At 71.1% G+C, this 24,015-nt stretch carries 19 protein-coding genes, 1 tRNA gene and 1 pseudogene; 10 read left to right on the top strand and 11 right to left on the bottom strand.

The genetic code is table 11. The features are described 5' to 3' along the window. The first annotated feature begins 28 nt into the window (after positions 1-28). Positions 29-1,723, top strand: a complete 1,695-nt coding sequence (locus AC1P0E_RS14900; protein WP_482742644.1) for a bifunctional 3'-5' exonuclease/DNA polymerase — start codon at positions 29-31, stop codon at positions 1,721-1,723. 18 nt (positions 1,724-1,741) lie between these two features. On the opposite strand, the gene AC1P0E_RS14905 is transcribed toward AC1P0E_RS14900, so the two are convergent. Continuing rightward, entirely contained in the window at positions 1,742-3,067 is a 1,326-nt protein-coding gene (locus tag AC1P0E_RS14905; protein ID WP_482742645.1) for a hypothetical protein, read from the bottom strand. A 59-nt stretch (positions 3,068-3,126) separates the two neighbouring features. After that, entirely contained in the window at positions 3,127-3,648 is a 522-nt protein-coding gene (locus AC1P0E_RS14910; protein ID WP_482742646.1) for a SigE family RNA polymerase sigma factor, read from the bottom strand. A 127-nt stretch (positions 3,649-3,775) separates the two neighbouring features. On the opposite strand from AC1P0E_RS14910, the gene AC1P0E_RS14915 reads away from it, so the two are divergent. From AC1P0E_RS14915 to AC1P0E_RS14935, 5 genes are all read left to right on the top strand, one after another. Beyond that, on the top strand, positions 3,776-4,186 hold the full coding sequence (locus tag AC1P0E_RS14915; protein WP_482742647.1) for a DUF6479 family protein: 411 nt from the start codon (positions 3,776-3,778) through the stop codon (positions 4,184-4,186). Between the two features lie 74 nt (positions 4,187-4,260). Continuing rightward, positions 4,261-4,734 carry a Dps family protein gene (locus AC1P0E_RS14920; RefSeq protein WP_482742648.1) on the top strand — a complete coding sequence of 158 codons (474 nt, stop codon included), beginning with the start codon at positions 4,261-4,263 and terminating at the stop codon, positions 4,732-4,734. Positions 4,735-4,767: 33 nt separating this feature from the next. Then, a complete protein-coding gene (locus AC1P0E_RS14925) occupies positions 4,768-6,177 on the top strand; it encodes a cytochrome P450 (protein WP_482742649.1) in 1,410 nt (469 codons plus the stop codon). A 37-nt stretch (positions 6,178-6,214) separates the two neighbouring features. Further along, positions 6,215-7,684, top strand: a complete 1,470-nt coding sequence (locus tag AC1P0E_RS14930) for an aminotransferase class I/II-fold pyridoxal phosphate-dependent enzyme (protein WP_482742650.1) — start codon at positions 6,215-6,217, stop codon at positions 7,682-7,684. Positions 7,685-7,757: 73 nt separating this feature from the next. Further along, on the top strand, positions 7,758-8,570 hold the full coding sequence (locus AC1P0E_RS14935) for a VOC family protein (RefSeq protein WP_482742651.1): 813 nt from the start codon (positions 7,758-7,760) through the stop codon (positions 8,568-8,570). A gap of 31 nt (positions 8,571-8,601) precedes the next feature. Here AC1P0E_RS14935 and AC1P0E_RS14940 read toward each other — a convergent pair whose 3' ends face one another. Then, positions 8,602-9,939: an ABC transporter permease gene (locus tag AC1P0E_RS14940; protein WP_482742652.1), complete on the bottom strand. Its 1,338-nt coding sequence runs from the start codon at positions 9,937-9,939 to the stop codon at positions 8,602-8,604. A gap of 153 nt (positions 9,940-10,092) precedes the next feature. Continuing rightward, positions 10,093-10,851, bottom strand: a pseudogene (locus AC1P0E_RS14945) (ABC transporter ATP-binding protein); the annotation flags it as partial. 257 nt (positions 10,852-11,108) lie between these two features. Here AC1P0E_RS14945 and AC1P0E_RS14950 point away from each other — a divergent pair. Both AC1P0E_RS14950 and AC1P0E_RS14955 read left to right on the top strand, forming a co-directional pair. Beyond that, complete coding sequence (locus AC1P0E_RS14950) at positions 11,109-12,578, top strand: Gfo/Idh/MocA family protein (RefSeq protein ID WP_482742653.1); 1,470 nt, start codon at positions 11,109-11,111, stop codon at positions 12,576-12,578. Between the two features lie 25 nt (positions 12,579-12,603). Then, entirely contained in the window at positions 12,604-13,617 is a 1,014-nt protein-coding gene (locus AC1P0E_RS14955; RefSeq protein ID WP_482742654.1) for an NEW3 domain-containing protein, read from the top strand. A 374-nt stretch (positions 13,618-13,991) separates the two neighbouring features. Here the strand turns inward: AC1P0E_RS14955 and AC1P0E_RS14960 are convergent, their stop codons facing one another. Further along, on the bottom strand, positions 13,992-14,798 hold the full coding sequence (locus AC1P0E_RS14960) for a DeoR/GlpR family DNA-binding transcription regulator (protein ID WP_482742655.1): 807 nt from the start codon (positions 14,796-14,798) through the stop codon (positions 13,992-13,994). A 129-nt stretch (positions 14,799-14,927) separates the two neighbouring features. Between AC1P0E_RS14960 and AC1P0E_RS14965 the strand changes: the two genes are divergently transcribed. Next, positions 14,928-15,929 carry an SIS domain-containing protein gene (locus AC1P0E_RS14965; protein ID WP_482742656.1) on the top strand — a complete coding sequence of 334 codons (1,002 nt, stop codon included), beginning with the start codon at positions 14,928-14,930 and terminating at the stop codon, positions 15,927-15,929. 9 nt (positions 15,930-15,938) lie between these two features. On the opposite strand, the gene AC1P0E_RS14970 is transcribed toward AC1P0E_RS14965, so the two are convergent. The 3 genes from AC1P0E_RS14970 to AC1P0E_RS14980 all read right to left on the bottom strand — a co-directional run bounded on the left by AC1P0E_RS14970 (position 15,939) and on the right by AC1P0E_RS14980 (position 20,269). After that, positions 15,939-16,454 (bottom strand): 2'-5' RNA ligase family protein, encoded by a 516-nt coding sequence (locus AC1P0E_RS14970; RefSeq protein WP_482742657.1) that lies wholly within the window; start codon positions 16,452-16,454, stop codon positions 15,939-15,941. Between the two features lie 90 nt (positions 16,455-16,544). Then, positions 16,545-17,795 carry an APC family permease gene (locus AC1P0E_RS14975; protein ID WP_482745760.1) on the bottom strand — a complete coding sequence of 417 codons (1,251 nt, stop codon included), beginning with the start codon at positions 17,793-17,795 and terminating at the stop codon, positions 16,545-16,547. Positions 17,796-17,983: 188 nt separating this feature from the next. Beyond that, positions 17,984-20,269: a catalase gene (locus AC1P0E_RS14980; RefSeq protein WP_482742658.1), complete on the bottom strand. Its 2,286-nt coding sequence runs from the start codon at positions 20,267-20,269 to the stop codon at positions 17,984-17,986. A gap of 183 nt (positions 20,270-20,452) precedes the next feature. Between AC1P0E_RS14980 and AC1P0E_RS14985 the strand changes: the two genes are divergently transcribed. Then, positions 20,453-20,608, top strand: coding sequence for a hypothetical protein (locus AC1P0E_RS14985; protein WP_482742659.1), 156 nt, complete (start codon positions 20,453-20,455; stop codon positions 20,606-20,608). Between the two features lie 11 nt (positions 20,609-20,619). Here the strand turns inward: AC1P0E_RS14985 and AC1P0E_RS14990 are convergent. The 3 genes from AC1P0E_RS14990 to AC1P0E_RS15000 form a co-directional block, all read right to left on the bottom strand. Next, positions 20,620-20,693, bottom strand: a tRNA-Thr gene (locus tag AC1P0E_RS14990). 98 nt (positions 20,694-20,791) lie between these two features. Then, positions 20,792-22,327 (bottom strand): alpha/beta hydrolase, encoded by a 1,536-nt coding sequence (locus AC1P0E_RS14995; protein ID WP_482742660.1) that lies wholly within the window; start codon positions 22,325-22,327, stop codon positions 20,792-20,794. Positions 22,328-22,532: 205 nt separating this feature from the next. Continuing rightward, positions 22,533-23,747 (bottom strand): DNA polymerase III subunit delta', encoded by a 1,215-nt coding sequence (locus AC1P0E_RS15000; protein WP_482742661.1) that lies wholly within the window; start codon positions 23,745-23,747, stop codon positions 22,533-22,535. Positions 23,748-24,015: the final 268 nt, after the last annotated feature.

The following is a 24,015-nucleotide window of genomic DNA, read 5'->3' on the forward strand; positions in this document are numbered from 1 at the left end:
GTCAGTGCCGGGTGTCAGACTCGCACCCATGAGCGATCGTTGGGCCGTCGCCGCGACGGACGGGGGTGGGGCGCTGCTCGTGCCGCTGGGGCGGGACGGGCGGCCGGCCGGTGACGTGCGCAAGGAGCCCGACCTCGTGGCGGCGGTCGGTTCCCGGCCCGAGGTCGGCCGGTGGGTGTGGCGGTCCACCGTCGAGATCTACCCGCGGCTGCTCGCTGCGGGCGTGCGCGTCGAGCGGTGTTACGACGTCGAGGACGCGGAGTCACTGCTGCTCGGCCACGAGGGGCGCCACGGCGAGCCGCATTCGGCAGCGGCCGCCTGGGCGCGGCTGCACGACCGGCCCGTACCGCCCGATCCACCACAGCGCGCCGCCGAGCCCGGATCGCAGTCGTCGCTCTTCGAACCGCAGCCGGTCCCGGTGCCGTTCGAGGACCTGCTGGAGGTGTACGCCGATCAGCAGCGCAGGCACGGGGCCGCGGAGCACCCCGACCGGATGCGGCTGCTGACGGCCGCCGAGTCGGCGGGGATGCTGGTGGCCGCCGAGATGAACGGGGCGGGGCTGCCGTGGCGGGCGGACGTGCACCGGGCGGTGCTGGAGGAGCTGCTCGGCGAGCGGTACGCGGGCGGCGGCGACCCGCGCCGCATGGCGGAGCTGACGGACGAGATCTCGGCGGCGTTCGGGCGGCGCGTACGGCCCGAGCTGCCCGCCGATGTGATCAAGGCCTTCGCGCAGGCCGGGATCAAGGTGAAGTCCACGCGGCGATGGGAGTTGGCGGAGATCGACCATCCGGCGGTGGAGCCGCTGATCGCGTACAAGAAGCTGTACCGGATCCATACGGCGCACGGCTGGGGCTGGCTCCAGGACTGGGTGCGCGCGGGCCGGTTCAGACCCCAGTACCTGCCGGGCGGGACCATCACTGGCCGGTGGGTCACCAATGGCGGCGGCGCCCTCCAGATCCCGAAGGTGATCCGGCGGGCGGTGATCGCGGACGACGGCTGGCGGCTCGTGGTCGCCGACGCGGACCAGATGGAGCCGCGCGTCCTGGCCGCGATCTCGCGCGACCCGGGGCTGATGGAGGTGGCGGGCCAGCCCGGCGACCTCTACAAGGCGGTGTCGGACCGGGCGTTCGCCGGTGACCGCGACATGGCGAAGCTCGCCGTGCTGGGCGCGGTGTACGGGCAGACCTCCGGGGGTGGGCTCAAGAATCTCGCCGCGCTGCGAAGACGGTTCCCGCGTGCCGTCGCGTACGTGGACGACGCGGCGCGCGCGGGCGAGGAGATGCGGCTCGTACGGACGTGGCTGGGCCGGACCTGCCCGCCGGCCGCGGGGGCCGGCGACGACGGTGAGGCGGGCATCCCGCAGGAGGACGCCGAGTCGGCGGAGGCCCGCGACGGGGAGTTCACGCCGGGATACGCGTCGACGAACGCCCGCGCCCGGGGCCGCTTCACCCGCAACTTCGTGGTGCAGGGCAGCGCCGCCGACTGGGCGCTGCTGATGATGGCGGCGCTGCGGCAGAACCTGCGGGCAGCGGGGCTCCGGGCGGAGCTGGTGTTCTTCCAGCACGACGAAGTGATCGTGCACTGCCCCGCCGAGGAGGCGGGGACCGTCGCTGAGGCGATCCGCGTGGCCGGTGATCTGGCCGGGCGGATCGCCTTCGGTCAGACGCCGGTGCGCTTCCCCTTCACGACGGCGGTCGTGGAGTGTTACGCCGACGCGAAGTGAAGTGACGCAGGGCGGGCGCTACTTCCCCTTCGTCTTGCCCTGCATGCCTTCCGGCTCGTACCACTTCTCGCTGAGCGCGATGGCCCTGAGCTGCTTCATCGTCAGCGCCGGCTCGGCGCGCGTGGGGGCGTTGTGCTGCGTGTCCGAGTTGAACGCGGAGATGACGACACGGTCGCCGTTCTTCCGGATCACATCGGCCGTCCACATCACGGCGCCCGCCACGCCCTTGTCGCCCGCGCCCCGGCGCTCGACGACGGTCGTACCGTCGGGAAGGGTGGTGACCTCGCCGTCCGCCTTGAGGTCGTCCAGCACGTCGCCCATGCCCCGCTGCACGTTCACCCCGACCAGGCTCCTGCCCTTGCCGTCGTCCACGGTGACCTGGGCGTAGTCGCCCTGACTGCCGCGCCGTTCCGCCTTCAGCCCCTTGGGCAGCAGCGACGTGAACAGGGCCATGAACTCCGCCGGGTCGGTCGTCGGTACGTCCTGCGGCTCCCGCACCTTCATGGGCTCGGGCAGGTCCCGCAGCGCCTTGTGCCACTCGTCCGAGGTGACCAGGGCCTTCATCTGTGCCGGCGACAGCGGTGGGTTCGCACGGCTGACCGCCGAGTCCTTCTGCGTCGGCGCGTTCCATTCGCTCAGGTCGACGAGGTAGCCCTCGGGGGTGAGGAGAACGGCGCGCCAGGACTTCGTGTCCGCGCGGTGGTCCGGGTACTCGTACCCCTGGAAGAGCATCAGCGTGGAGCCGTCCTTCAGCTTCTCGCTGGTGCACGCGTCATGACGAACCATGGCCTTGTCCGGGCACAGGGTCTGCTGCCGGGACGATTCGGCGTCCGGGTCGACCCGCTGGAGCCCGAGCCCGACCGCCGCCTTGCCCCTGCCGTCGTCGATGACGCCGAAGACGGTGGGGCCCATCGCGTCTCCCGTGCCGCGCGCTTCGGCCTCGGTCAGCGTCCCGGCGGGCAGCAGTCGCTCGAACGTCCTGATCATGTCGTCCGCGGAGACCGCCCCCGACCCCGTTCGGGGCTCCGGACCCGTGGGAGGAGCGGGAGCCGGCGTGGCGGGACCCGCCACCTGGGCCGCGCCGGTGCCACCGCCGCCCACCAGCCCGCCCATGTACGCCCCGACCGTCCCCACCAGCGCGAGCGCGGCCACGCTGCCCGTCACGGCGGCGACGCGCCGCCGCCGCAGGGCGCGGCGGCCGCGTGCCATACCGGCGTCGACGAGCCCGGCGGGACGGTCGCTGGAGAAGCCGTCGCCGGTTCGGCGCAGCACCTCGCCGAGCTCTTCCTCGAAGGGACCTGGGTGACGCGGCTGACCTGAGTGGCCCGAGTGCTCTGAGGGCATGGTGAAACCACCACTTCCTGTTCGGTAATCGGTAATCGGTAACTGGACGGAATGAGGAATCAGCGGGAGGCGAACTCGGCGAGACTGCCGCCGAGCTGTTCGCGGAGCTTGCCCAGTGCGCGCACGGATCTGGTGCGTACGGCGGCGGAACTGACGTTCATCGCGTCGGCGGTCTCCTCGATGCTGCGGTCCTCCCAGTACCGCAGCACCACCACCGCCCGGTCCTTGGGAGCCAGCTGCGCGAGCGCCTGGAGCAGCGCCAGCCGCAGGGCGAGGTCGTCCGCCTGGGGGCCGCCCGTCGCGGCGCCGGTGTCGGGCAGCTCCGCGAGGGGGTGCTCCGACGCCGAGCGGCGCCGCTGATGCGTGAGGAAGGTCCGTACGAGAACGGTCTGGGCGTACGCGGCCGGGTTGCCGATCCGGGAGGCCCGCCCCCACAGCAGGTACATCCGGCCCAGCGTCTCCTGCACGAGGTCCTCGGCAAGGTGGGTGTCGCCGCTGGTCAGCAGGCATGCCGACCGGAACAGGTGGGTGAAGCGGCCCGCCGCGAACTCCCTGAACGCCTCCCTCCGGGACTGGCGCATGTCCTCCCCTTCTGCGACCGGCACGGTGTCCGGCGTTCGCCTTCACCCCATTGACGCGATGGCTCTGCGGAAATGTTTCACCTGAACGGCGGCTCATGACTCGGGCGCTCGTGGGTACTCGCCGCGCATGAGCGCATTCCAGAGCACGAGCACCAGTGAGATCGCAGGCCTCACGGAGCCCATGGCCGCGAGTGACCTGGTCATCGGCATCGCGCCGTTCGTCGCGGGGCTCGCCATCGCGGCTGCTTTGGTTGCCGCGGTGTGGTGGGGCATCCGCATCAGGAATCGCGAGCCGTCTCCTCCTACGCCCCAGGAGCAGCCGCACCGGCCGGACGACTCCGGCCCGCCCGAGGTGAGGGAGCGCCGGGAACCCGACGAGGTGCTGCCTCCGGAGGGCGGACGCGGACGGCTCCTCCCGCATGAGCTCAGAAACAGCGGCAACGCCTCCGGCAGGCACCGCGACGGGGACCCGGAGGACCGGCCCCGGTGGGACGAGAAGTCCGGGGGTTCGTTCGGCAGCGGCGGCCCCGGCGGCTAGCCCGCCGACAGGCGGAACAGGGGCACCCGAACAGAGACTGCAGACAGACGAGAGCGCCGAAAAGGAGCAACTGCATGACCGCCCTCAAGAGCACCCTGCCCGAAGCCGCCCGTCAGACCACCGCGGACGCCCTCCAGGGCACGCTGGTGGACCTGCTCGGGCTGTCGCTTCTGGCAAAGCAGGCGCACTGGACGATCGTGGGCCCGCGCTTTCGCTCCATCCACCTCCAGCTCGACGAGGTGGTGACCTTCGCCCGTTCGTACGCCGACGTCGTCGCTGAACGCTCGTCGGCCATCGGCGTCGCACCGGACGGCCGTGTCGAGACGGTCGCCAAGACCAGTGAGCTGCCCACGCCGGCGGACGGCTGGACCCAGGACAGCGACGTCGTGGCCCTGATCGTGGACACGCTCGGCACCATCGGTCTCAGGATGCGGGAGCGGATCGACGCGACCGACAAGCCCGACCCGGTGACTCAGGACATCTTCATCGGCCTCACCGCGGAGCTGGAGAAGCAGCGCTGGATGTTCCAGGCCGAGAACCAGCACTGAGGCCCACCAGCACTGCACCGAGGGAGCCGCGCGATGGCCGGGACAGACCGAGCCCCCGGATGGACCGACGAGGCGGAACAGGGCGAATCCGGCACAGACGGTGACCGGGCCGAGCGCCGCGCCTCCACCCCCGCCCGCGCGTCGGCCCGGGACACCGCCCGCATCGCCGTGCGGGTCGCCCTGCCCACCCTCGTCGGCGGCGTCGTCGTACGCCGCGAGCAGGGCCTGGCGCTCGCCGCCCGCCTCGACGCGGACCGCCACGCGGTGCGGCTCCTGAACGAGCTGCGCGGGCGGTACGGTCCCGGTCCGCTGCACCTGCGCCTGGCGGGCCGGGACATCGCCCTGCCCCTCTCCGCCGAGGACGCGCGGCGGGTACTGGACGAGACACCGGAGCCGTTCGCCCCGGCGACGCACGAGAAGCGCGACGCGCTCGCCCACTTCCAGCCGCACGGCGTACTGGTCTCCACGGGCCGGGAGCGCGAGGAGCGCAGGGCCTTCAACGAGCACGTCCTGGAAACCGGGCGGCACCTGCACCACCTCGCCCCGCAATTCGTAGGCACCGTGCGCGAGGAGGCCGACGAGCTGCTCGCGCGCACCGGCGCGCTGGACTGGGACGCCTTCGGCGCCGCCTGGTGGCGGACCGTACGCCGCGTCGTCCTCGGTGACGCGGCGCGCGACGACACCGCGCTCACCGACCGCCTCGGGCGGCTGCGCGGCTTCGGCAACCGGGCGTCCCTGATCCCTCCGCGCGCCACCGCCGGCCCGCGCGAGCGCTTCGAGCGCGGCCTGCGCGCCCACCTGGACCGCGCCGAGCCGGGCAGCCTCGCGGAGGCGCTCAGCCGGACGCCCGCCAAGCCGGGCGTCGACGCGGCGGGCCAGGTGCCGCACTGGCTGTTCGCGTTCGACGCGGCGGGCATCGCGGCCGCCCGGACGCTGGCCCTGTTGGCCACCCACCCGGCGCAGGAGCATCAAGTACGCAACGAGCTGGCCATACCGGACCTGACGCGGCCGCAACTGCTGCCCTACACCCGCGCGTGCGTCATGGAATCGGTGCGGCTGTGGCCGACGACGCCGTTCCTGCTGCGCGAGAGCACCCGGCAGACGCGGTGGGGCGAGGGAACTCTGCCCGAGGGGACGGCGTTCCTTGTGTACGCCCCCTACTTCCACCGGGACGGTTCCGCGCCGTACGGTGACCGCTTCGTACCGGAGATCTGGCTGGACGGCACGGCGCAGACCGGCCCCGAGCTCGTGCCCTTCAGCGCGGGACCCGGTGTGTGCCCCGGCGAGGACCTCGTCCTTCTCGTCACGTCGACGCTCGTCGCCGCGCTCATGGAGCGTCACGACTTCCGGCTCGACGACCGGGTCCGGCTGGACCCCGACCGGCCGTTGCCGTACACCCTCAACCACTTCGCTCTGCGCTTCTCGGTCGCCGCGCGGCCCTGAGAGGCATCGACCGGCCCGGACGAGGAACCCGAACGCCATGGATCACACTCAGGCCCCCGTGCTGGAAGCACTCGACCGCTACCACGAGCGCGGCGAACTCGCGTTCACGCCACCGGGACACAAGCAGGCCCGGGGGGCGGATCCGCTCGCCCGCAAGGTCCTGGGCGACGCGGTGTACCTCTCGGACGTCCTGGCGTCCGGCGGCCTCGACGACCACCGCACCAGTGGCAATGTGCTGCTGCGCGCCGAGCAGCTGATGGCCGACGCCGTGCACGCCGAGCACACCTTCTTCTCCACCTGCGGCAGTTCGCTGTCCGTCAAGGCGGCCATGCTCTCGGTCGCGCATCCGCACCAGAAGCTCCTGATCGGCAGGGACGCGCACAAGTCGGTCGTCTCCGGCCTGATCCTCTCCGGCATCGAGCCGGTCTGGGTCGACCCGCAGTGGGACACGAAGCTGAATCTGGCGCATCCGCCGTCCGCCGCGGACTTCGAGGCGGCCTTCGAGCGCGAGCCCGAGGCGCGCGGCGCCCTGGTCACCAGCCCGACACCGTACGGGGCTTGCGCCGAGCTGTCCGCCATCGCGCGGATCTGCCACGCCCGTTCGGTCCCGCTGATCGTCGACGAGGCGTGGGGCGCGCATCTGCCGTTCCACGACGGGCTGCCGTCGTGGGCGATGGACGCGGGCGCCGATGTCTGCGTGACCAGCATCCACAAGATGGGCAGCGGCCTGGAACAGGGCTCGGTGTTCCATCTGCAGGGCGACCTGATCGACCCGCAGGTGCTCAAGTCCCGCGCCGACCTGCTCGGCACCACCAGCCCCTCCGTCATCATCTGGGCCGGGCTCGACGGTTGGCGGCGCCAGATGATGACGCACGGCCACCAGCTGATGGACGACGTACTGCGGCTCGCTTCCCACGTCAGGGCGGAGATCGAGCGGATCCCCGGCCTGCACGTCAACGACCGCACCGACTTCACCGGTCCCGGCAAGGCCGCGGACTTCGACCCACTGCCGGTGATCATCGACATTCAGGCACTGGGTACGACCGGCTACCGGGCGGCGGACTGGCTGCGCGAGCGGCGCAGTACGGACATGCATCTCATCGACCACCGCCGCATCGGCGCGCAGCTTACGCACGCCGATTCGAGGGCCACGACCGCGCCGCTGCTGGACGCGCTGAAGGATCTCGCCGACCACGCCGAGGAGTTGGGTGGCGCGCCGGTGGTCGACGTACCGGCGGGAGCGGAGATGCGCATGGAGCAGACGTGCCTGCCCCGGGACGCGTACTTCGGTGACACCGAGGACGTACCGCTGGAGGAGGCGGTGGGGCGGGTGGCCGCCGAGATGATCACGCCGTATCCCCCGGGGATTCCGGCGGCGCTGCCGGGCGAGCGCCTGACGGAGCAGGTGCTGCGCTATCTGCGCACGGGCCTGGATGCGGGCATGAACGTACCGGACCCGGCGGACCCGAGTCTGAAGACGGTACGCGTCACGGCCGAGCGGGCCTGAGGCAGCCGACGGGCGATTGTCAGTGGTGGGTGACAGGCTGGATTTACGAGGATCTGCGACGAAAGGCAACGTCATGATCACCACTGATTTCGTGCCCGGCTCCCCCTGTTGGATCGACCTCGGCTCCCCCGATGTGCCCGCCGCTGCCGAGTTCTACCGCTCGGTCTTCGACTGGGAGTTTCAGAGCTACGGACCGGATTCCCCGGACGCGAACGACTTCGGTGTCCTGAAGCGGGACGGCAAGAGCATCGCCGGGATCGGGCGGCTCACCGAGGAAGGGGCCCGCTCGGCCTGGATGATCTACTTCTGCACACCGGACGCCGACGCCACCACCGAGGCTGTGGAACGGTCGGGCGGCAAGGTGCGGGTCCCCCCGATGGACGCCGACGGCGAGGGGCGGATGGCTCAGTACACCGACCCGCAGGGCGGTCAGTTCGCCGTCTGGCAGCCGGGCAGGACCAAGGGGATGGAGGCCGCGGACCAGCCGGGCAGCCTCTGCTGGACCGAGCTCTACACCACCGATTCCGCCGGTGCGAAGCAGTTCTACGGCAACCTCTTCGGCTGGGAGACCCAGGACATGGAACTGCCGGGCGGCGGCGGGACGTACTCCATGGTCACCCCCGCCGACCAGCCTCCGGAACGCATGCACGGCGGCCTCATGGAGCTCCCGTCGGAGGCCCTCGTGCTGAACAGCGGCAGGCCCTACTGGCACCCGGTGTTCGCGGTCGAGGACTGTGACGCCACGGTCGCCAAGATCACTGCGAAGGGCGGCAGCGTGCAGATGGGGCCGGAGGATGCCGAGGACGTCGGACGGCTGGCCGGCTGCGTCGACCCGGCCGGCGCGGACTTCGTGGTGCTCACCCCCGTGACGCCGGCCCCGGCCTGAGGCAGCGGCCCGGCACATGGAACGGGCGCGCTCAAGCGGCCACCGCCACCGCGTCCACCGCCGGGGTGCGCAGTGTCCGGCGGGCCGTCCCCAGGCTGGTGACGAGCGTCGCTGCCGCGGCTACCGCCACGATGCCGATCCAGATGCCGAACCCCTGGCCGGGGAGCATCTCGTCCGTACGGACGTAGGTGAACGGGACGATCCCGGCGAGCCCCGCCGCCGTGCCGAAGAACACCCCGGTCACGGTCAGTACGAGCCCCTCGCAGCCGACCGTCCCGAGCACCTGTCGCGGGGTGGCCCCGGCGAGGCGCTGCTGGCCGAACTCGCGGCGCCGGAAGGAGGTGGCGGCGTACAGACTGTTGATCAGCATGATGCAGGAGAAGACCACGATGATGCCGACGACCACGAGGTTCAGGGTCTCCAGGTTCTTGTCCTCGACCGATTTGGTGAGGCCGGATGCCTTGATCGCGTCGCTCTCGACGGCCTGCATGTAGAGCGTCGCGGTCGCCATGCCGGTGAAGAGGACCAACGGCACGAGTACGCCGGACAGTTCCGTTGCGCGGCGGCGCATGGTGTGGACCGTCAGGTAGCCGCTCGCCCCGGCGAGCGCCTCGATCGGCCGCCCCAGCCGGCCCAGCGCGGCCCGGAGCAGTACGGGTGAGAAGACCGCGAAGCCCGCGGCCAGCAGGATCGCGCCGTATGCCGCCGGAGCCATCGCCATGGGGTCGGTGCCGTCCATGGCGAGGGTGGTGAGCGCCGATCCCGTACCGGCGGCGAGCGCGCCGTACCCGGCGAACTTCCTCGCCCGGCCGCCGGATTCACGTACCACCGTGGCGGATTTGGCCGCCCGGCGGACCGCGAGGAAGGCGGCGCCCACCGAGGCCGGCAGCGCGATGGCGATCCCCGACACGAGCGCGATCGGCCCGAAGGCGTACTCCACGCTCCGCGCGACCTGCCCGCTGTCCTGGAACATGCCGAGCAGCGCCCGCCCTGCGAGCATCGCGGGCCCGATCGCCAGCAGCGCCCCCACCAGCCCGACCACGGCCGATTCGCCGACGACCATCCGCTTGATCTGCGCCGGAGTCGCCCCGGTGCTGCGCAGCAGGCCGATCTCCTCCGCCCGCTGACGTACGTTCACAGTGAGCGTGGAGGCGATGGCGAAGAACACCAGCAGCGATCCGTAGCCACCGACCACCACGGCGGCGGTGGACATCGACTCGGCGCTGACGTCATCGACCCCCGGCGCCCCGGCCGTGTCGTGCAGCGAGTTGAACGTCATGATGATCGCGGCCCCCAGGAAGGCGGACAGCAGCGTCGCGACGAAGCGCCCGGGGCGCTGCCGGACCGAGCTCATGGCCAGTACGAACATCGCTCACCCCCCCGCCGGAACGTCGCGGTCGTCACGGCCGTCTCGCACGTCACGGCCGTCTCGCACGTCACGGCCGTCTCGCACGTCACGGCCGTCACGCGCCTCACGGCCGTCACGCGCCTCACGGCCGTCACGCACGTCGCCGTGCTCCCGGTCGCCCAGGTGGGCGAGCCGCTCCGCGATCGCGTCCACGGTCGGCGCGCTCAGGTGCCCCGCCAGCCGGCCGTCCGCGAGGAAGACCACGGTGTCGGCGTACGAGGCGGCCACCGGGTCGTGCGTCACCATCACCACCGTGCGGCCGTGCACCCGTACCGCTTCCTGAAGCAGCCGCAGTACGTCGCGCGCGCTGCGCGTGTCCAGCGCGCCGGTCGGCTCGTCCGCGAAGACCACGCTCGGCTCGGTGACCAGCGCCCGCGCGATGGCGACACGCTGGCGTTGGCCGCCGGACAGCTGGTCGGGCCGGTGCTCGAGGCGGTCGCCGAGGCCGACCTGGGTGAGGATCCGCCGCGCCCGGTCCCGGTCGATGCGGCGGCCGGCCAGCTTCAGCGGAAGCGTGGTGTTCTGCGCGACAGTGAGGGTGGGCAGCAGGTTGTACTGCTGGAAGACGAAGCCGATCCGCTGCCGCCGGAACTTCGTCAGGTCGGCCTCGGAGCCGCCGGTCATCTCCTCCCCGTCGACCACCACCTGCCCCGTGTCCGGCCGGTCGAGGCCCGCCGCGCACTGCAGAAGGGTGGACTTCCCGGAGCCGGAGGGCCCCATGACGGCGGTGAAGGTCCCGGCGCCCAGGCTCAGCGTCACCCCGTCCAGGGCGGTCACCGCACTGTCCGCCGTCCCGTAGACCTTGCTGACCGATACGAGCCGCAGGGCTTCGGCCGCCCTGCGTGTGTGCTCCTGCTGTGTGCGGCGGAACATCCTCATCACTCCCTCGTGGCACCTGCTGTGCCGTCTGAAATGACGCTACGGACGAGGGGGAGGCGTGCCGATGGCCGTAACCACCGAGTGCGGGTGTACCTGGGTACACCGTCGCCCGACCGCCTCAGCGGCTGCGGATGCTTGAATTTGTTCGCAACAGGGTTCCTGCGAACACCTATTGACATGTAACTGACGATCCAGCGAGAGTCGACCCCGCCAGTGAAGTGATGCCGGTCACGTATCGAGGAGCGTCTCGTATGCCCGAAATCCCCGCAGTCTCACGTCGCTTGCTCCTGGGAGGGACGCTGGCCACCGGAGCGTCGCTCGCGGCCGGGATCGGTTCGGCCGGGAGCGCGTCGGCGGCGCCGGCGGCGGCTGCCGCTTCGGCCGCGGCCGGAGCTACCGCCGTCTCCGCCGCGACCCCCGGCCGCAAACCCGGCCAGAAGTCGATGATCAACGTGCCCTTCGAGCCGTACAGGACCGTCCGCGTCGGCGTGATCGGACTCGGCAACCGGGGCTCCGGCATGACCACGGGATGGTCCGTGGTCCCCGGCTGTGTCGTGACCGCCGTCTGCGACATCCGCGCCGACCGCGCCAAGCGGACCGCCGACCAGCTGGTCGCGAAGGGCAAGCCGCGCCCGGCGGAGTTCGGTGGCTCGGCCGACTCTTACGCGCAGATGCTCAAGCGCAACGACATCGATCTCGTGTACGTCGCGACGCCGTGGGAGTTCCACTACGAGCAGGGCAAGGCCGCGCTGCTGGCGGACAAGCACGTCGTCGTCGAGCTGCCCGTCGCGACCGAGCTGCGCGAGCTGTGGGACCTCGTGGACACCTCGGAACGCACCCGCAAGAACCTGATGCTGGCCGAGAACTGCAACTACGGCCGTAACGAGCTGGCCATGCTCAAGGCCGCGCACGAGGGCCTGTTCGGCGACATCACCAACGGCCACGGCGGCTACCTGCACGACCTGCGTGCGCTGCTCTTCTCCAACACGTACTACACCGACTCCTGGCGCCGGCTGTGGCACACCCGCAGCACCGCGTCCTTCTACGCCATGCACGGGCTCGCCCCCATCGCGGCGGCCATGGACATCAACCGCGGCGACCGCATGACGACGCTCAAGGCCACCGCGACCGCACCGATGGGCCTCGCCGACTACCGGGAGCGTTTCGTTCCCAGGTCCCACCCCTCGTGGAACGAGACGTACGTCAACGGCGACCTGGTGACCTGCGCGATCGAGACGGCGAAGGGCCGGACCATCCGGGCCGAGCACGACGTGAGTTCGCCCCGGCCCTACAGCCGCATCAACTCCATCGCCGGCACGCGCGGGATCTTCGAGGACTACGCGGGTACGTCGACGACCGGCGGCCGCATCTACGTCGAGCCGGACCACGGCGGCCACTCCTGGCGGGACTTCGACACGTACCGCAAGGAGTTCGACCACTGGCTGTGGAAGAAGATCGGCGACGACGCCGCGAACAACGGCGGACACGGCGGCATGGACTACGTACTTCAGTGGCGCACGGTGCAGACGATGCGGGCGGGGCTGGTCCCGGACATCGACGTGTACGACTCGGCGGCCTGGTGTTCGCCGGTTCCGCTGAGCGTCATGTCGCTGGCGAACAAGGGCCGGCCGGTCGCGATACCGGACTTCACGCGCGGGGGCTGGGTGAATCTGCGCTCCGGTCTCGACTCGCGCATGACTGAGATGCCCCCCGTTTCCTGAGCTCGCGCACCCGAAGGAGCAAGCAATGAGATCAGCACGACTGATCAGTTCGCTCAGAACCGTGGCGGTGTCGGTGGCGGGCGCGGTCATGCTCGTCCCGGCCCAAGCGGCGGTCGCGGCGGGGCCGCAGGCCCCGGCGATGGCCCCGGCAGCGGCCAGGACCGAGGTGACCATCTCGCCGGTGGACCTCGACGGTCCGGCCATCTCGACGGTGAAGGTGTCCGTGAAGAACACCGGGCCGCAGCGGCTGCGTTCGCTGAAGGTGTCGTTCGCCGGACCGGTCGGCTGGGCGGTCCAGCCGTCCGTGCGCAGCGTGGGCGGTTCCCTGGCGACGGGTGCGTCGGCCGATACGACGTTCCAGATCCAAGTCCCGGAGAAGCGGCCCGGTTTCGTCATCCGTACGTTCAAGGCGACCGCGACGTATCAGGGCGGGGACGGCGAGGGCACAGCCACCGGCACCCGGACCGAGCGGTCCGGCACTCCGCAGGCGAGCCTGTCGGCGGCGTACAACAATGTGGCGATCACCGACGAGTCCGCGACGAAGGCGGGCAACTACGACGGTGAGGGCAACAGCTTCTCGGCGCAGAAGCTGGCCGCGGTGGGGCTGACGCCCGGAGCCGCCGTCAACGCCCTCGGCGCCAAGCTGACCTGGCCCGATGTGCCGGCCGGGACGAAGGACAACGTGGCGAGCGCGGGGCAGGCGGTGACGCTGGCCGGCAAGGGCAGCAAGCTGGTGTTCCTCGGGTCGGGCGTCACCAGCGCCGCCACGGGCAACGCCACCGTCCACTACACGGACGGAACCTCCAGTACGGGGTCGTTCGGCTTCCCGAACTGGTCGTTCGACCCGGTGACGGCGCACGGCGCGACGCTGGTCAAGTCGACGGACGGCCGGAACCGGCAGGACGGGTACGGCAACGCCACGGTGAAGTACAGCGTGTTCGCCCACTCGGTCGCGCTGGACCCGGCGAAGACGGTCGACTTCGTGGTCCTCCCCGCGAACGCCAACGTCCACATCTTCGACATGGCATTCGCTCCCTGACGGCGCAGGCGTCCGCCCGGCATCCCGCGGGCCGCCCACCCCGCTCCTCAAACGCCGGGGGCTGAAGTTCCGGCAGTGGAAAGGGCGGCCGCCCGGGACAAGGCCGGCCCGGCGGGCGGAACCCGTCGGGCGAGGTCGGGTGCCGCGGGCGGAGCCGGTCGTGTGACGTTGGGCGCTGCGGACGGCAGGCCATTACGCGACCTCCCGCGACGAAATCCAGCCCGTCCGGCGCTTGAGAACCCGCCCGAAGGGCGCCGGGCTCCGAGGGCCTGCCCCCACGCGGCGAAGCCGCAAATGTCACAGCCGGAAAGGGGCGGGGTGGGGAAAGCTCCGCAGGACACGCTGCACTCGCCCCGCCCCGCCCCACCCAACCCTCAGACAGTGATCACCTTGATCCCCGCGTCCGTGAGCCGCCCCACCGCCTCCGCCGAGATCGCCGAGTCGGTCACCACCACGTCGATCCGGTCCAGCCCACAGATCCGGGCAAACGCGCGCTTCCCCATCTTGGACGAGTCCGTCACCACGATCACCCGGTGCGACCGCTCGGCGAACAGCCGGCTGATGCTCGCCTCGTCCTCCTGATGCGCCATGACGCCCAGTTCCGGGTCCACCCCGTCGACGCCGAGTATGACCACGTCCAGGACGACCTCGTTGAGTACGCCCATGGTCAGCGGCCCGACCAGCTCGTACGTCTGCGGCCTCGCCACCCCACCAGTGACCACGATCTTGATCTGCGGCCGCACCGCCAACTCACCCGCGATGTTCAGCGCGTTCGTGACCACGGTCAACACAGGACCGGCACCGGCACCGGGACCCGCGCCCGCGCCCCCTCCCGCAGAGGCCCGCAGCGCCAGCGCCCGCGCCACCTCGGTCGTGGTCGTGCCGCCATTGAGGCCCACCACGTCCCCGTCCGCGACCAGGTCCGCCGCGGCCGCCGCGATCCGCTGCTTCTCGGACGCGTGGCGCGACGACTTGTAGCGCAAGGGCAGCTCGTACGACACACCGTGCGCGATCGCACCACCCCGCGTCCGCACGAGCATCTGCTGCTCCGCCAGCTCGTCGAGATCCCTGCGGATCGTCGCGGCGGAGACCTCCAGCGTCGTGGCGGCCTCCTCGACCTCCAGCCTCCCCTCGGCGCCCAGCAGCTCCAGCAGCGCGCTCCACCGCTCGTGTTTCGACATGCGGTCGGACTCCTTCCAACATGGACGGCGAGTTCAGCTTGGTGGATACTCGCCACACGGCGGTCAACGCTCGAAGATGCTTGGAACGGCGACGCTCCGAGCAGTTTCAATCATATGGGGGTTTGTCCAATGACCACGTCCGCGTCCACGTTCACCACAGACTCCTCCCGCACCTCGGTCGAGATCGTCTCCCAACCTGCCACATGGGCCCAGGCGGCCAAGACACTTCCCACCCACACCGACGCCCTGCCGCGCCGCGGCGAGCGCGTCGCCGTGATCGGCTGCGGCACCTCCTGGTTCATGGCCCAGGCGTACGCGGTACTGCGCGAGACCGGCGGCCACGGCGAGACGGACGCCTTCGCCGCCTCGGAGTTCCCGTACCGCGACGGCTATGACCGTGTCCTGGCGATCACCCGTTCCGGCACCACGACCGAGGTCCTGGAGGTACTCCGGCGGGTTCGGGGCACCGTGGCCACCGGCGCGATCACGGCCGACCCGGCGACACCCGTCATGCAGGCGGCGGACGCGGTGGCCGTACTGGACTTCGCCGACGAGGAGTCGGTGGTGCAGACCCGCTTCGCCACCACCGTCCTCGCCCTCCTGCGCGCCCACCTGGAGGCGGAGGACGCACTTCCGGCCGGTGTACGTCCGCTCTCGGAGGCAATCCAGGACGCCGAGCGGGCGGTCGCCGTGCCGCTGGCCGCCGAGGTGCTCGGGGCCGAGCAGTTCACCTTCCTCGGCACCGGCTGGACGTACGGTCTCGCGCTGGAGGCCGGGCTCAAGATGCGCGAGGCGGCGGGCGCCTGGACCGAGGCGTACCCGGCCATGGAGTACCGGCACGGCCCGATCAGCATCACCGGACCCGGGCGCGTGGCGTGGGTCTTCGGCGCGCTGCCGGACGGCCTGGCGGAGGACATCCGGCGCGTCGGCGGCACGATGACCGCCGAGTCCCGCAGCCCCGAACGCCGCAGCCCCGAGCCCCGCAGCGCCGTCGACGGCGGCCTGGACCCGCTGGCCGACCTCATCCGCGCCCAGCGCCTGGCGGTCGCCCTCGCCGAGTCCCGCGGCTACGACCCGGACAAGCCCCGCAACCTCACCCGGTCCGTGGTCCTGGAGAACAGCACGGCGTAACACTCCCACTCAAGCCCTGTCCCCCAGTGGGTACGCCGAACGGTCCCGCCAGCGGTCACCGTCGCGGACGATCAAGTGGACCGCCGCGACCCGGGAGGTCACCGGCAGGGCGGGCGCGCACTCCGCCTCCAGGGCGTCGTACGCGCGCTCCCAGGTCTGCGGCCCCTCATGGTTGGCGACCGTCAGATGCGGGTCCAGCCCCTCACCGAACAGGCCCCGGTAGGGCACCGCTTCCGGCCAGCGCCCGGTGAGTTCCTTGGTGAGCGCCCGTACCGGGTCGGCAGGCCGCGGCTCGAGGAAGAGGACGCCCGGATACCGCCCGAACTCGGCGAACGTCAGCTCGAAGGCGTCGTGCGAGCGGAACAGTTCCAGCAGTTCGCGGTGGACCGGGCCGTCGATCCGGCTTTCGTGCAAGAACGGGTAGAGCACGGTCACATGGGCGGGAAATCCGGCCCGGACGAACGGATCGGCCTCGGGCACCTTGATGGTCAGAGCCGTGTCCCCGGCAACGTCCGGCCACCCCACTGCCCCACCCCCGCTACCCCGCTCACCGTCTGAGAGGCCAGAAAACCACAGCCCCGCAGCCCCCATCCCGCAGCCCCCGTCCTCAGCCCCTCAGCCCCTCCGCCTCCGCACAGCCGCCAGTACCCCCAGCAGCACACCCACCGCCAGCACGATCAGCCCCCGCGTCCACACCTCGCGCTCGATCTGTGTCGCGAGGAGGACGCAGGACAGCGCACCCAGTACGGCGACCGTGGTGGGCGTCCTGAAGTGGCCGTGCGGCACGTCGTCGCGGCGCAGGACGAGCACGGCCGTATTGACGATGAAGAAGACGACGAGGAGCAGCAGCACAAGGGTCGAGGCGAGGGCGGCCACATCCCCCGTGATCGCGAGCAGGAGTGACAGCGCCGTGGTGGCGGCGATCGCGGCCCACGGGGTGCGGCGGCGGGGCAGCACCCTGGTCAGTACCTCCGGGAGGAGCCCGTCGCGCGCCATGCCGTAGGCGAGCCGGGAGGACATGATGCCGGTGAGCAGCGCGCCGTTGGCGACCGCGACGAGCGCGATGACGCCGAAGAGCCTGGGTGGTACGGCCCCGGCCGCCTCGACCACTTCGAGCAGTGGCCCACTGGACTCGGCGAGCGTTTTCGTGTCGACCGCCGCACCGGCCGCGATGCCCACCAGTGCGTACACCAGGCCGGCGGTGGCCAGCGCGCCGAAGAGGGCGCGGGGGTAGGACCGCCGTGGGTCGCGCGTCTCCTCGGCCACATTGACGGACGTCTCGAATCCGACGAACGAGTAGAAGGCGAGGACGGACCCGCTCAGGACCGCAGCCGCGGGCCCGTGTTCGGGCGTACCGAGCTTGGTCAGCCTGCTCAGGTCGCCGTCGCCGCGCAGCACCACCCAGGCGCCGAGTCCGACGATGAGCAGGAGGCCGCCCACCTCGATGACGGTGGCGACCACGTTGGCCCTCGTCGACTCTCTGATGCCGCGGGCGTTGAGCAGCGCCAGCGCTGCCAGGAAGATCGCCGCTACGAGTACGACGGGCAGCGAAACGAAGACCGCCAGATAGTCGCCGCCGAAGCCCCTGGCCAGAGCCGCGACGGAGACGATGCCGGCGGCGAGCATGCAGAAGCCGGCGAGAAACCCGGCGAACGGCCCGTAGGCGAGCGTGGCGTAGTGCGACGCGCCGCCCGCCCGGGGGTATTTCGTGGCGAGTTCGGCGTACGAGGAAGCGGTGAGCAGCGCCAGGCAGAGCGCGACGGCCAGCGGCACCCACACGGCGCCGCCCGATTCGGCGGCAACCTGGCCGACCAGGACGTAGACGCCTGCGCCCAGGACGTCGCCGAGGATGAAGAAATAGAGCAGCGGGGTGGTGAGGGCACGCTTGAGCCCAGTGCCCGTCCCGGACGCCGCAGGCGCCACTCCCTCACCCACCGTTCCGTGCGGGGCCACGGCATCCTTTCGTACTGCCTCTCGCTCGCTGACACCGCGTCATGCGGAGGACGCGATGTCAGCGACATACAACGGACCGTCGGCTTCGGCCGGCGCCCGGCTCAGACGGCGATGGGAAACCGCTCCCACACGCGGTGCTGCCCCAGGAGTTGCTTGAGCTGCTCCAGCGTGTCCGTGCCGCTGTCGCCGGTCACCACACCCGGCGTTCCGACGGGAATCCCCGCCGACTCCAGGACACGTTCGGCGCCGGCCCAGCCACCGATGGCCTTGCCGTGCCGGAACGCCTCCAACAGCATCAGCTGCACCCTCGGATCGGTCGCCGCGCCGGCCGGCGCCACCGCCTCGGCGGCCTTGGCGTCCCGCGCGGCGTACGCGTCGCTGCCGATCCCGGGCACGCCCACCACCAGAATGGCGTCGTACTCGACAGAACGCGCGGTGACATAGCTGCGCTGGACGGCGACCGGCTCGCCGCCGCCGCCGCCTTCGAGCTTGCCGCCCGTCGGGGCGATCACGAGCGGGACCATCCCGGCCTCCAGGACGGCTTCCCGTACCGACCGCACCCCGTCGAGGTCACCGTCGGCATCGACGACGATCCCGATGACGCGCCCGTCCGACGGCCAGCTCTGCCCCAGCTGGGACAGGGCCGGGCTCGGGTCGGGGGAGGTCAGTGACACGGTGGCCGCCGGCGCCGGCAGCCCGAGGCCGATGGCGACCTGCGCGCACAGTTCCGGGTCGATGTTGGCGAGCACCTTCAGCCCCCGCTCCTTGATGGCCTGCTCGTAACACTTCCCGAGCTCGAAGGTGTACGCCGCGATGATGTGCTCGCGCTCGACGGGCGTCATGCTGAGCCAGAACAGCCGGGGCTGGCTGAAGTGGTCCGCGAAGGTGGCAGGCGCCTCGCGCACCTTCTTCCCGGCCGGCACCTCCAGCGGCACCTCGATGTACGCCCCGGTGGCCGCGCCCGCCTGGAACGGGCAACCGCCGTCGAGGGAGTTGGGCCGGTAGGGAGCGGCGCCGGTGTGCACGGCCGTCTGGTGCATGCCGTCGCGCAGCATGTCGTTGACCGGCGCGTGGGTCCGATTGACCGGGATCTGGGCGAAGTTCGGCCCGCCGAGGCGACTGATCTGCGTATCCAGATACGAGAAGAGCCGGCCGCTGAGCAGCGGGTCGTCGGTGATGTCGATGCCGGGCACGAGATGCCCGGGATGGAAGGCGACCTGCTCGGTCTCGGCGAAGAAGTTCGACGGGTTGGCGTTGAGCGTCAGCAGCCCGATCGGCTGTACGGGCGCGAGCTCCTCCGGGACGATGTTCGTCGGGTCGAGCAGGTCGATGCCCTCGAACATCTGCTCCGCGTTGTCGGGAAAGGTCTGGATGCCCAGCTCCCACTGCGGATGGGCACCGGCCTCGATCGCGTCGGCGAGGTCCCGGCGGTGGAAGTCGGGATCCATCCCATTGATCAGCTGCGCTTCTTCCCACACCAGCGAGTGCACGCCGAGCTTGGGCTTCCAGTGGAACTTCACCAGCGTCGTGGCGCCCTCGGCGTTGACCAGCCGGAAGGTGTGGATGCCGAAGCCCTCCATCATCCGGAAGGAGCGCGGGATGCCCCGGTCGGACATGTTCCACAGGGTGTGGTGGGTCGCCTCGGTGTGGAGGGTGACGAAGTCCCAGAACGTGTCGTGCGCGCTCTGCGCCTGCGGAATCTCCCGGTCCGGATGCGGCTTGCCGGCGTGGATGATGTCGGGGAACTTGATGGCGTCCTGGATGAAGAAGACCGGAATGTTGTTGCCGACGAGGTCGAACGTCCCCTCGTCCGTATAGAACTTCGTCGCGAAGCCACGCGTGTCCCGCACGGTGTCCGAAGAACCGCGCGAGCCGAGGACGGTCGAGAACCGCGTGAACACCGGCGTCTCGACGCCCTTCCCCAGGAAGGCCGCCTTGGTGACCTGCGCGGCGGTCCCGTAGCCCTGGAAGACGCCGTGCGCAGCGGCGCCCCGCGCATGCACGACCCGCTCCGGAATGCGCTCATGATCGAAATGGGTGATCTTCTCGCGCAGATGATGGTCCTGAAGCAGGACCGGCCCGCGGGCGCCGGCCTTCAGGGAGTGATCGGTGTCGTACAGGCGAGCGCCCTGAGCGGTGGTCAGGTACTCACCCCCCTGGGCCATGTCGGCCTGCGCGGCGCCGGTGCGCCTGCCCGTGGGGCTGACCGTCTCGGGGCCGCTCTGGTCGGGCTTGGGCGGCAGCGGAGCGCGGGGGTCGGTCGGCTCGTCGACCGACGCCGACTCGGCACCGGGCCTGCCGGGGATGCCGTCCGGCGGACCACCGTCGCCGCGCAGCGCCTGGGCGGCCTTCTCGGCTGCCGCTTTCACCGGATTCTTCTCGCTCATCTGATCTCCAACCGTGTGGGGGCAACGTCACAGCTATGACCCGGACAGCAGAAGGGGAAACTGCGCCCCGAACCCACGTGCCCGCACGCACCAGCACCTGTGACAGCGCCCGCGCGAGTACCCACCACCCGGCGAACCCAACCGGCCGAATCGACCCCGAAGACAAGCCGAGCCCGTCACGCGTTGCGGGGGGAGCGCGAGCGCACCGGCAAGCGCGGCATGTCGGCGTACGCCGAAGCTCTCAGCCAAAGGCAGCTGGAGCGGGAGCGGCTGCGCGAACTGATCGCAACCGCGGAAACAGAAAAGCAAAAGCCCCAGGTCACGGCGAGTGAGTCCTGAGGCTTCTACAGAGCCGCCTTCGGGATTCGAACCCGAGACCTACGCATTACGAGTGCGTTGCTCTGGCCAACTGAGCTAAGGCGGCGCCGCTGCCGACACCATGGTGCGATCAGCAGCGGGCCCAAGTCTACACAGTTTCGCAGGGTGCTCCGCACAGCCCTTTGCGGTGGGCATCCGCGCAGGTCAGGAGCACTTCTTACCGGTCTTCGGAGGTGTGCCCTCCAGCAGGTAGGTGTTGATCGCCGTGTCGATGCAGTCGCTCCCGCGGCCGTACGCCGTGTGGCCGTCGCCGTCGTACGTCAGAAGGGTGCCGGAGGCCAGCTGCCCGGCCAGCGACCTGGCCCACTTGTACGGCGTCGCCGGGTCGCGGGTGGTGCCGACCACGACGATCGGCGCCGCGCCCTTCGCCTCGATGCGGTGCGGGGTGCCGGTGGCCTTCGTCGGCCAGTAGCCGCAGCTCAAGGAGGCCCAGGCGAGGCCCTCGCCGAAGACCGGGGACGCCTTCTCGAAGGTGGGCAGCTCGCTGCGGACCTCGTCGGGGCCGGTGAAGGCCGGGGGGAGATCCAGGCAGTTCACGGCGGCGTTGGCGTACATGAGGTTCTCGTAGCTGCCGTCCTCGGAGCGCTCGTAGTACGTGTCGGCCAGCGACAGCAGGGCCGCGCCGTCGCCGCCCATCGCGCGGGTGAGGCCGCTGCGCAGCTCCGTCCAGGCGGACTCGTCGTACATCGCGGCGATCACGCCCATGGTCGCGAGGGACTCGCCGAGCGGACGGCTCTTGCCGGTGGGTACGGGCTTGGCGTCGAGCTTGTCGAAGAAGCCCTTCATGCGCTTGCCCGCCTCGTTCGGCGTGCCGGTGCCCAGCGGGCAGTCCTTGCGCTTGACGCAGTCCGCGGCGAACGACTGGAAGGCGGTCTCGAAGCCGGCCGTCTGGTCGCGGCTCATGTCGCGAGCGGGGAGGGACGGGTCCATCGCGCCGTCGAGTACGAGACGGCCTGCGCGGGCGGGGAAGAGTTCGGCGTACGTCGCACCCAGGAAGGTGCCGTACGACGCCCCGACGTAGCTCAGCTTCTCGTCACCCAGGACCGCGCGCAGGATGTCCATGTCGCGGGCCGCCTCGACGGTGGAGACGTGCGGCAGGATCGTGGCCGAGCGCTTCTCGCAGCCGGCCGCGAAGTCCTTGAAGGATGTGACCAGGCCTCCGGTCTCTGCCTGGTCGTCCGGGGTCTGGTCCACCTGTGTGTACGCGTCCATCTCCTTGCCCGTCAGGCACTGGACGGGCTCGCTGCGGGCCACGCCGCGCGGGTCGACGGCCACCATGTCGTACCGCGCGCGGACCGGCGCGGGGTATCCGATCGCGGCGTACGCCTGGAGGTAGCCGATCGCGGAGCCGCCGGGCCCGCCCGGATTTACCAGCAGCGAGCCGAGGCGCTTGCCGGGGCCGGTGGCCTTCTTCCGGGAAACGGCCACCTTGATGTCGGCCCTCTCCGGCTTCTTGTAGTCGAGCGGGGCCTTCATCGTGGCGCACTGGAAGCCGGGGGCACCGCAGTCGCGCCAGCTCAGCTTCTGCGCGTAGTACGTCGCGAGGGCGGCCGGAACCCCTTGCTGCGGCGCGGACGCCGAGGCACTCGGCGACGAACCCCCCGACGAGCAGCCGGAGATGAGCAGCCCGGCTGTCGCGAGGGCGGTGGCAGAGATCCGGATCAGATGCCTGGTGTCCATCCTCGGAGCGTAGTGCGGCGGTGACGGATTGTGCGGAGAGAGGCTCGTACGAGTGATCCGGTCAACCGCGATGCGAGGCGGTTGAGCGGGCGGGCTCAGTGGCGCGGTGGGCTCGGTGAGCGGCATGGCGGCACGCTCGGTGGGCGGCATGGCGGCACGTCGCCAGTGCTGCAGGCTCGGCCGCGAGGCCGAGCCGGCCGTCGGGTCAGCCGGCGCGCAGTGCCACCGTCATGGCCTCCACCGCGAGCAGCGGCGCGACGTTGCGGTCCAGTGCCTGACGGCAGGCGATGATCGCCTCTATCCGGCGCAGGGTGCGCTCCGGGGTCGAACTCTGCGCGATGCGGTCGAGGGAGTCCCGCACGTCCTCGTTGGCGAGGGCGACCCGCGAACCCAGCTGCAGAGCCAGTACGTCGCGGTAGAAGCCGGTCAGGTCGGTCAGCGCCAGGTCGAGACTGTCCCGCTGCGTACGGGTCGAGCGTCGCTTCTGGCGGTCGGCCAGCTCCTTCATCGCGCCCGCCGTGCCGCGCGGCATGCGGCCGCCGGACGCCGCGCCGAGCGCCGCCTTGAGGTCGTCCGTCTCCTTGACGTCGATCTCCTCGGCGACCTGCTTGGCGTCCTCACCGGCCGCGTCGACCAGCTCCTGGGCCGCCTTCAGGCAACCGCCGATGTCGGCGACGCGCAGTGGAAGCTTGAGGACGACGGCGCGTCGAGCGCGTGCACGCTCGTCGGTGGCGAGCCGCCGGGCCCGGCCGATGTGCCCCTGCGTGGCACGAGCGGCGGTCGCGGCGGTGTCCGGATCGATTCCGTCACGCCGTACGAGCACATCGGCGACGGCCTCGACGGAAGGCGTGCTGAGGGTGAGGTGCCGGCAGCGGGACCGAATGGTCGGAAGGACATCCTCCAAGGACGGTGCGCACAGGAGCCAGACCGTACGGGGAGCGGGCTCTTCGATGGCCTTCAGCAATACGTTCCCGGCGCCTTCGGTGAGCCGGTCGGCGTCCTCTAGTGCGATGACCTGCCAGCGGCCGCCCGCCGGGGACAACTGGGCGCGCCGGACGAGTTCGCGGGTGTCCTTCACGCCGATGGAGAGCTGGTCGGTGCGCACGATCTCGACGTCGGCGTGCGTGCCGACCAGGGACGTATGGCACCCGTCGCAGAACCCGCAGCCCGGGGCGCCGCCCAGGGCCCGGTCAGGGCTGGTGCACTGCAGGGCGGCGGCGAACGCGCGGGCTGCGGTGGACCGCCCGGAGCCGGGCGGCCCGGTGAAGAGCCAGGCGTGCGTCATCTTGGACGCGGCGGGGGCGAGGGTGGCCCCGGACCGGTCGGCGACGGCGGTCACGAGCGCGTCGGCGTCCCGGGCGGCGGCGGCCAGCTGCGCCTGAACCCGCCCCTGCCCGACCAGGTCGTCCCATACGGCCATGGTGCTACCGCCTTCGCCGTGCGCTTGCGTTGCTTGCGTTCTTGCGTTCCTGAACCCCGACCGTCCCTATTGTGGTCGACCCCACTGACATCCATGGCCACAAGTCCCGACCGACCGCCGGGTGAGGTGCTCAGTGCGGGGCCAGTGCGGGGCTCTGCCGGGTGGCGGGCGTTGGTTTTCCTCCCCACCCCACCCCTTCCCGAAGTCCTCAATCGCCGGACGGACTCGGTTGTCCCCGGCAGGAAGGACCGGTACCGGAAAGCAGGCC

It is taken from the genome of Streptomyces sp. TRD_SC_5 (assembly GCF_056836825.1).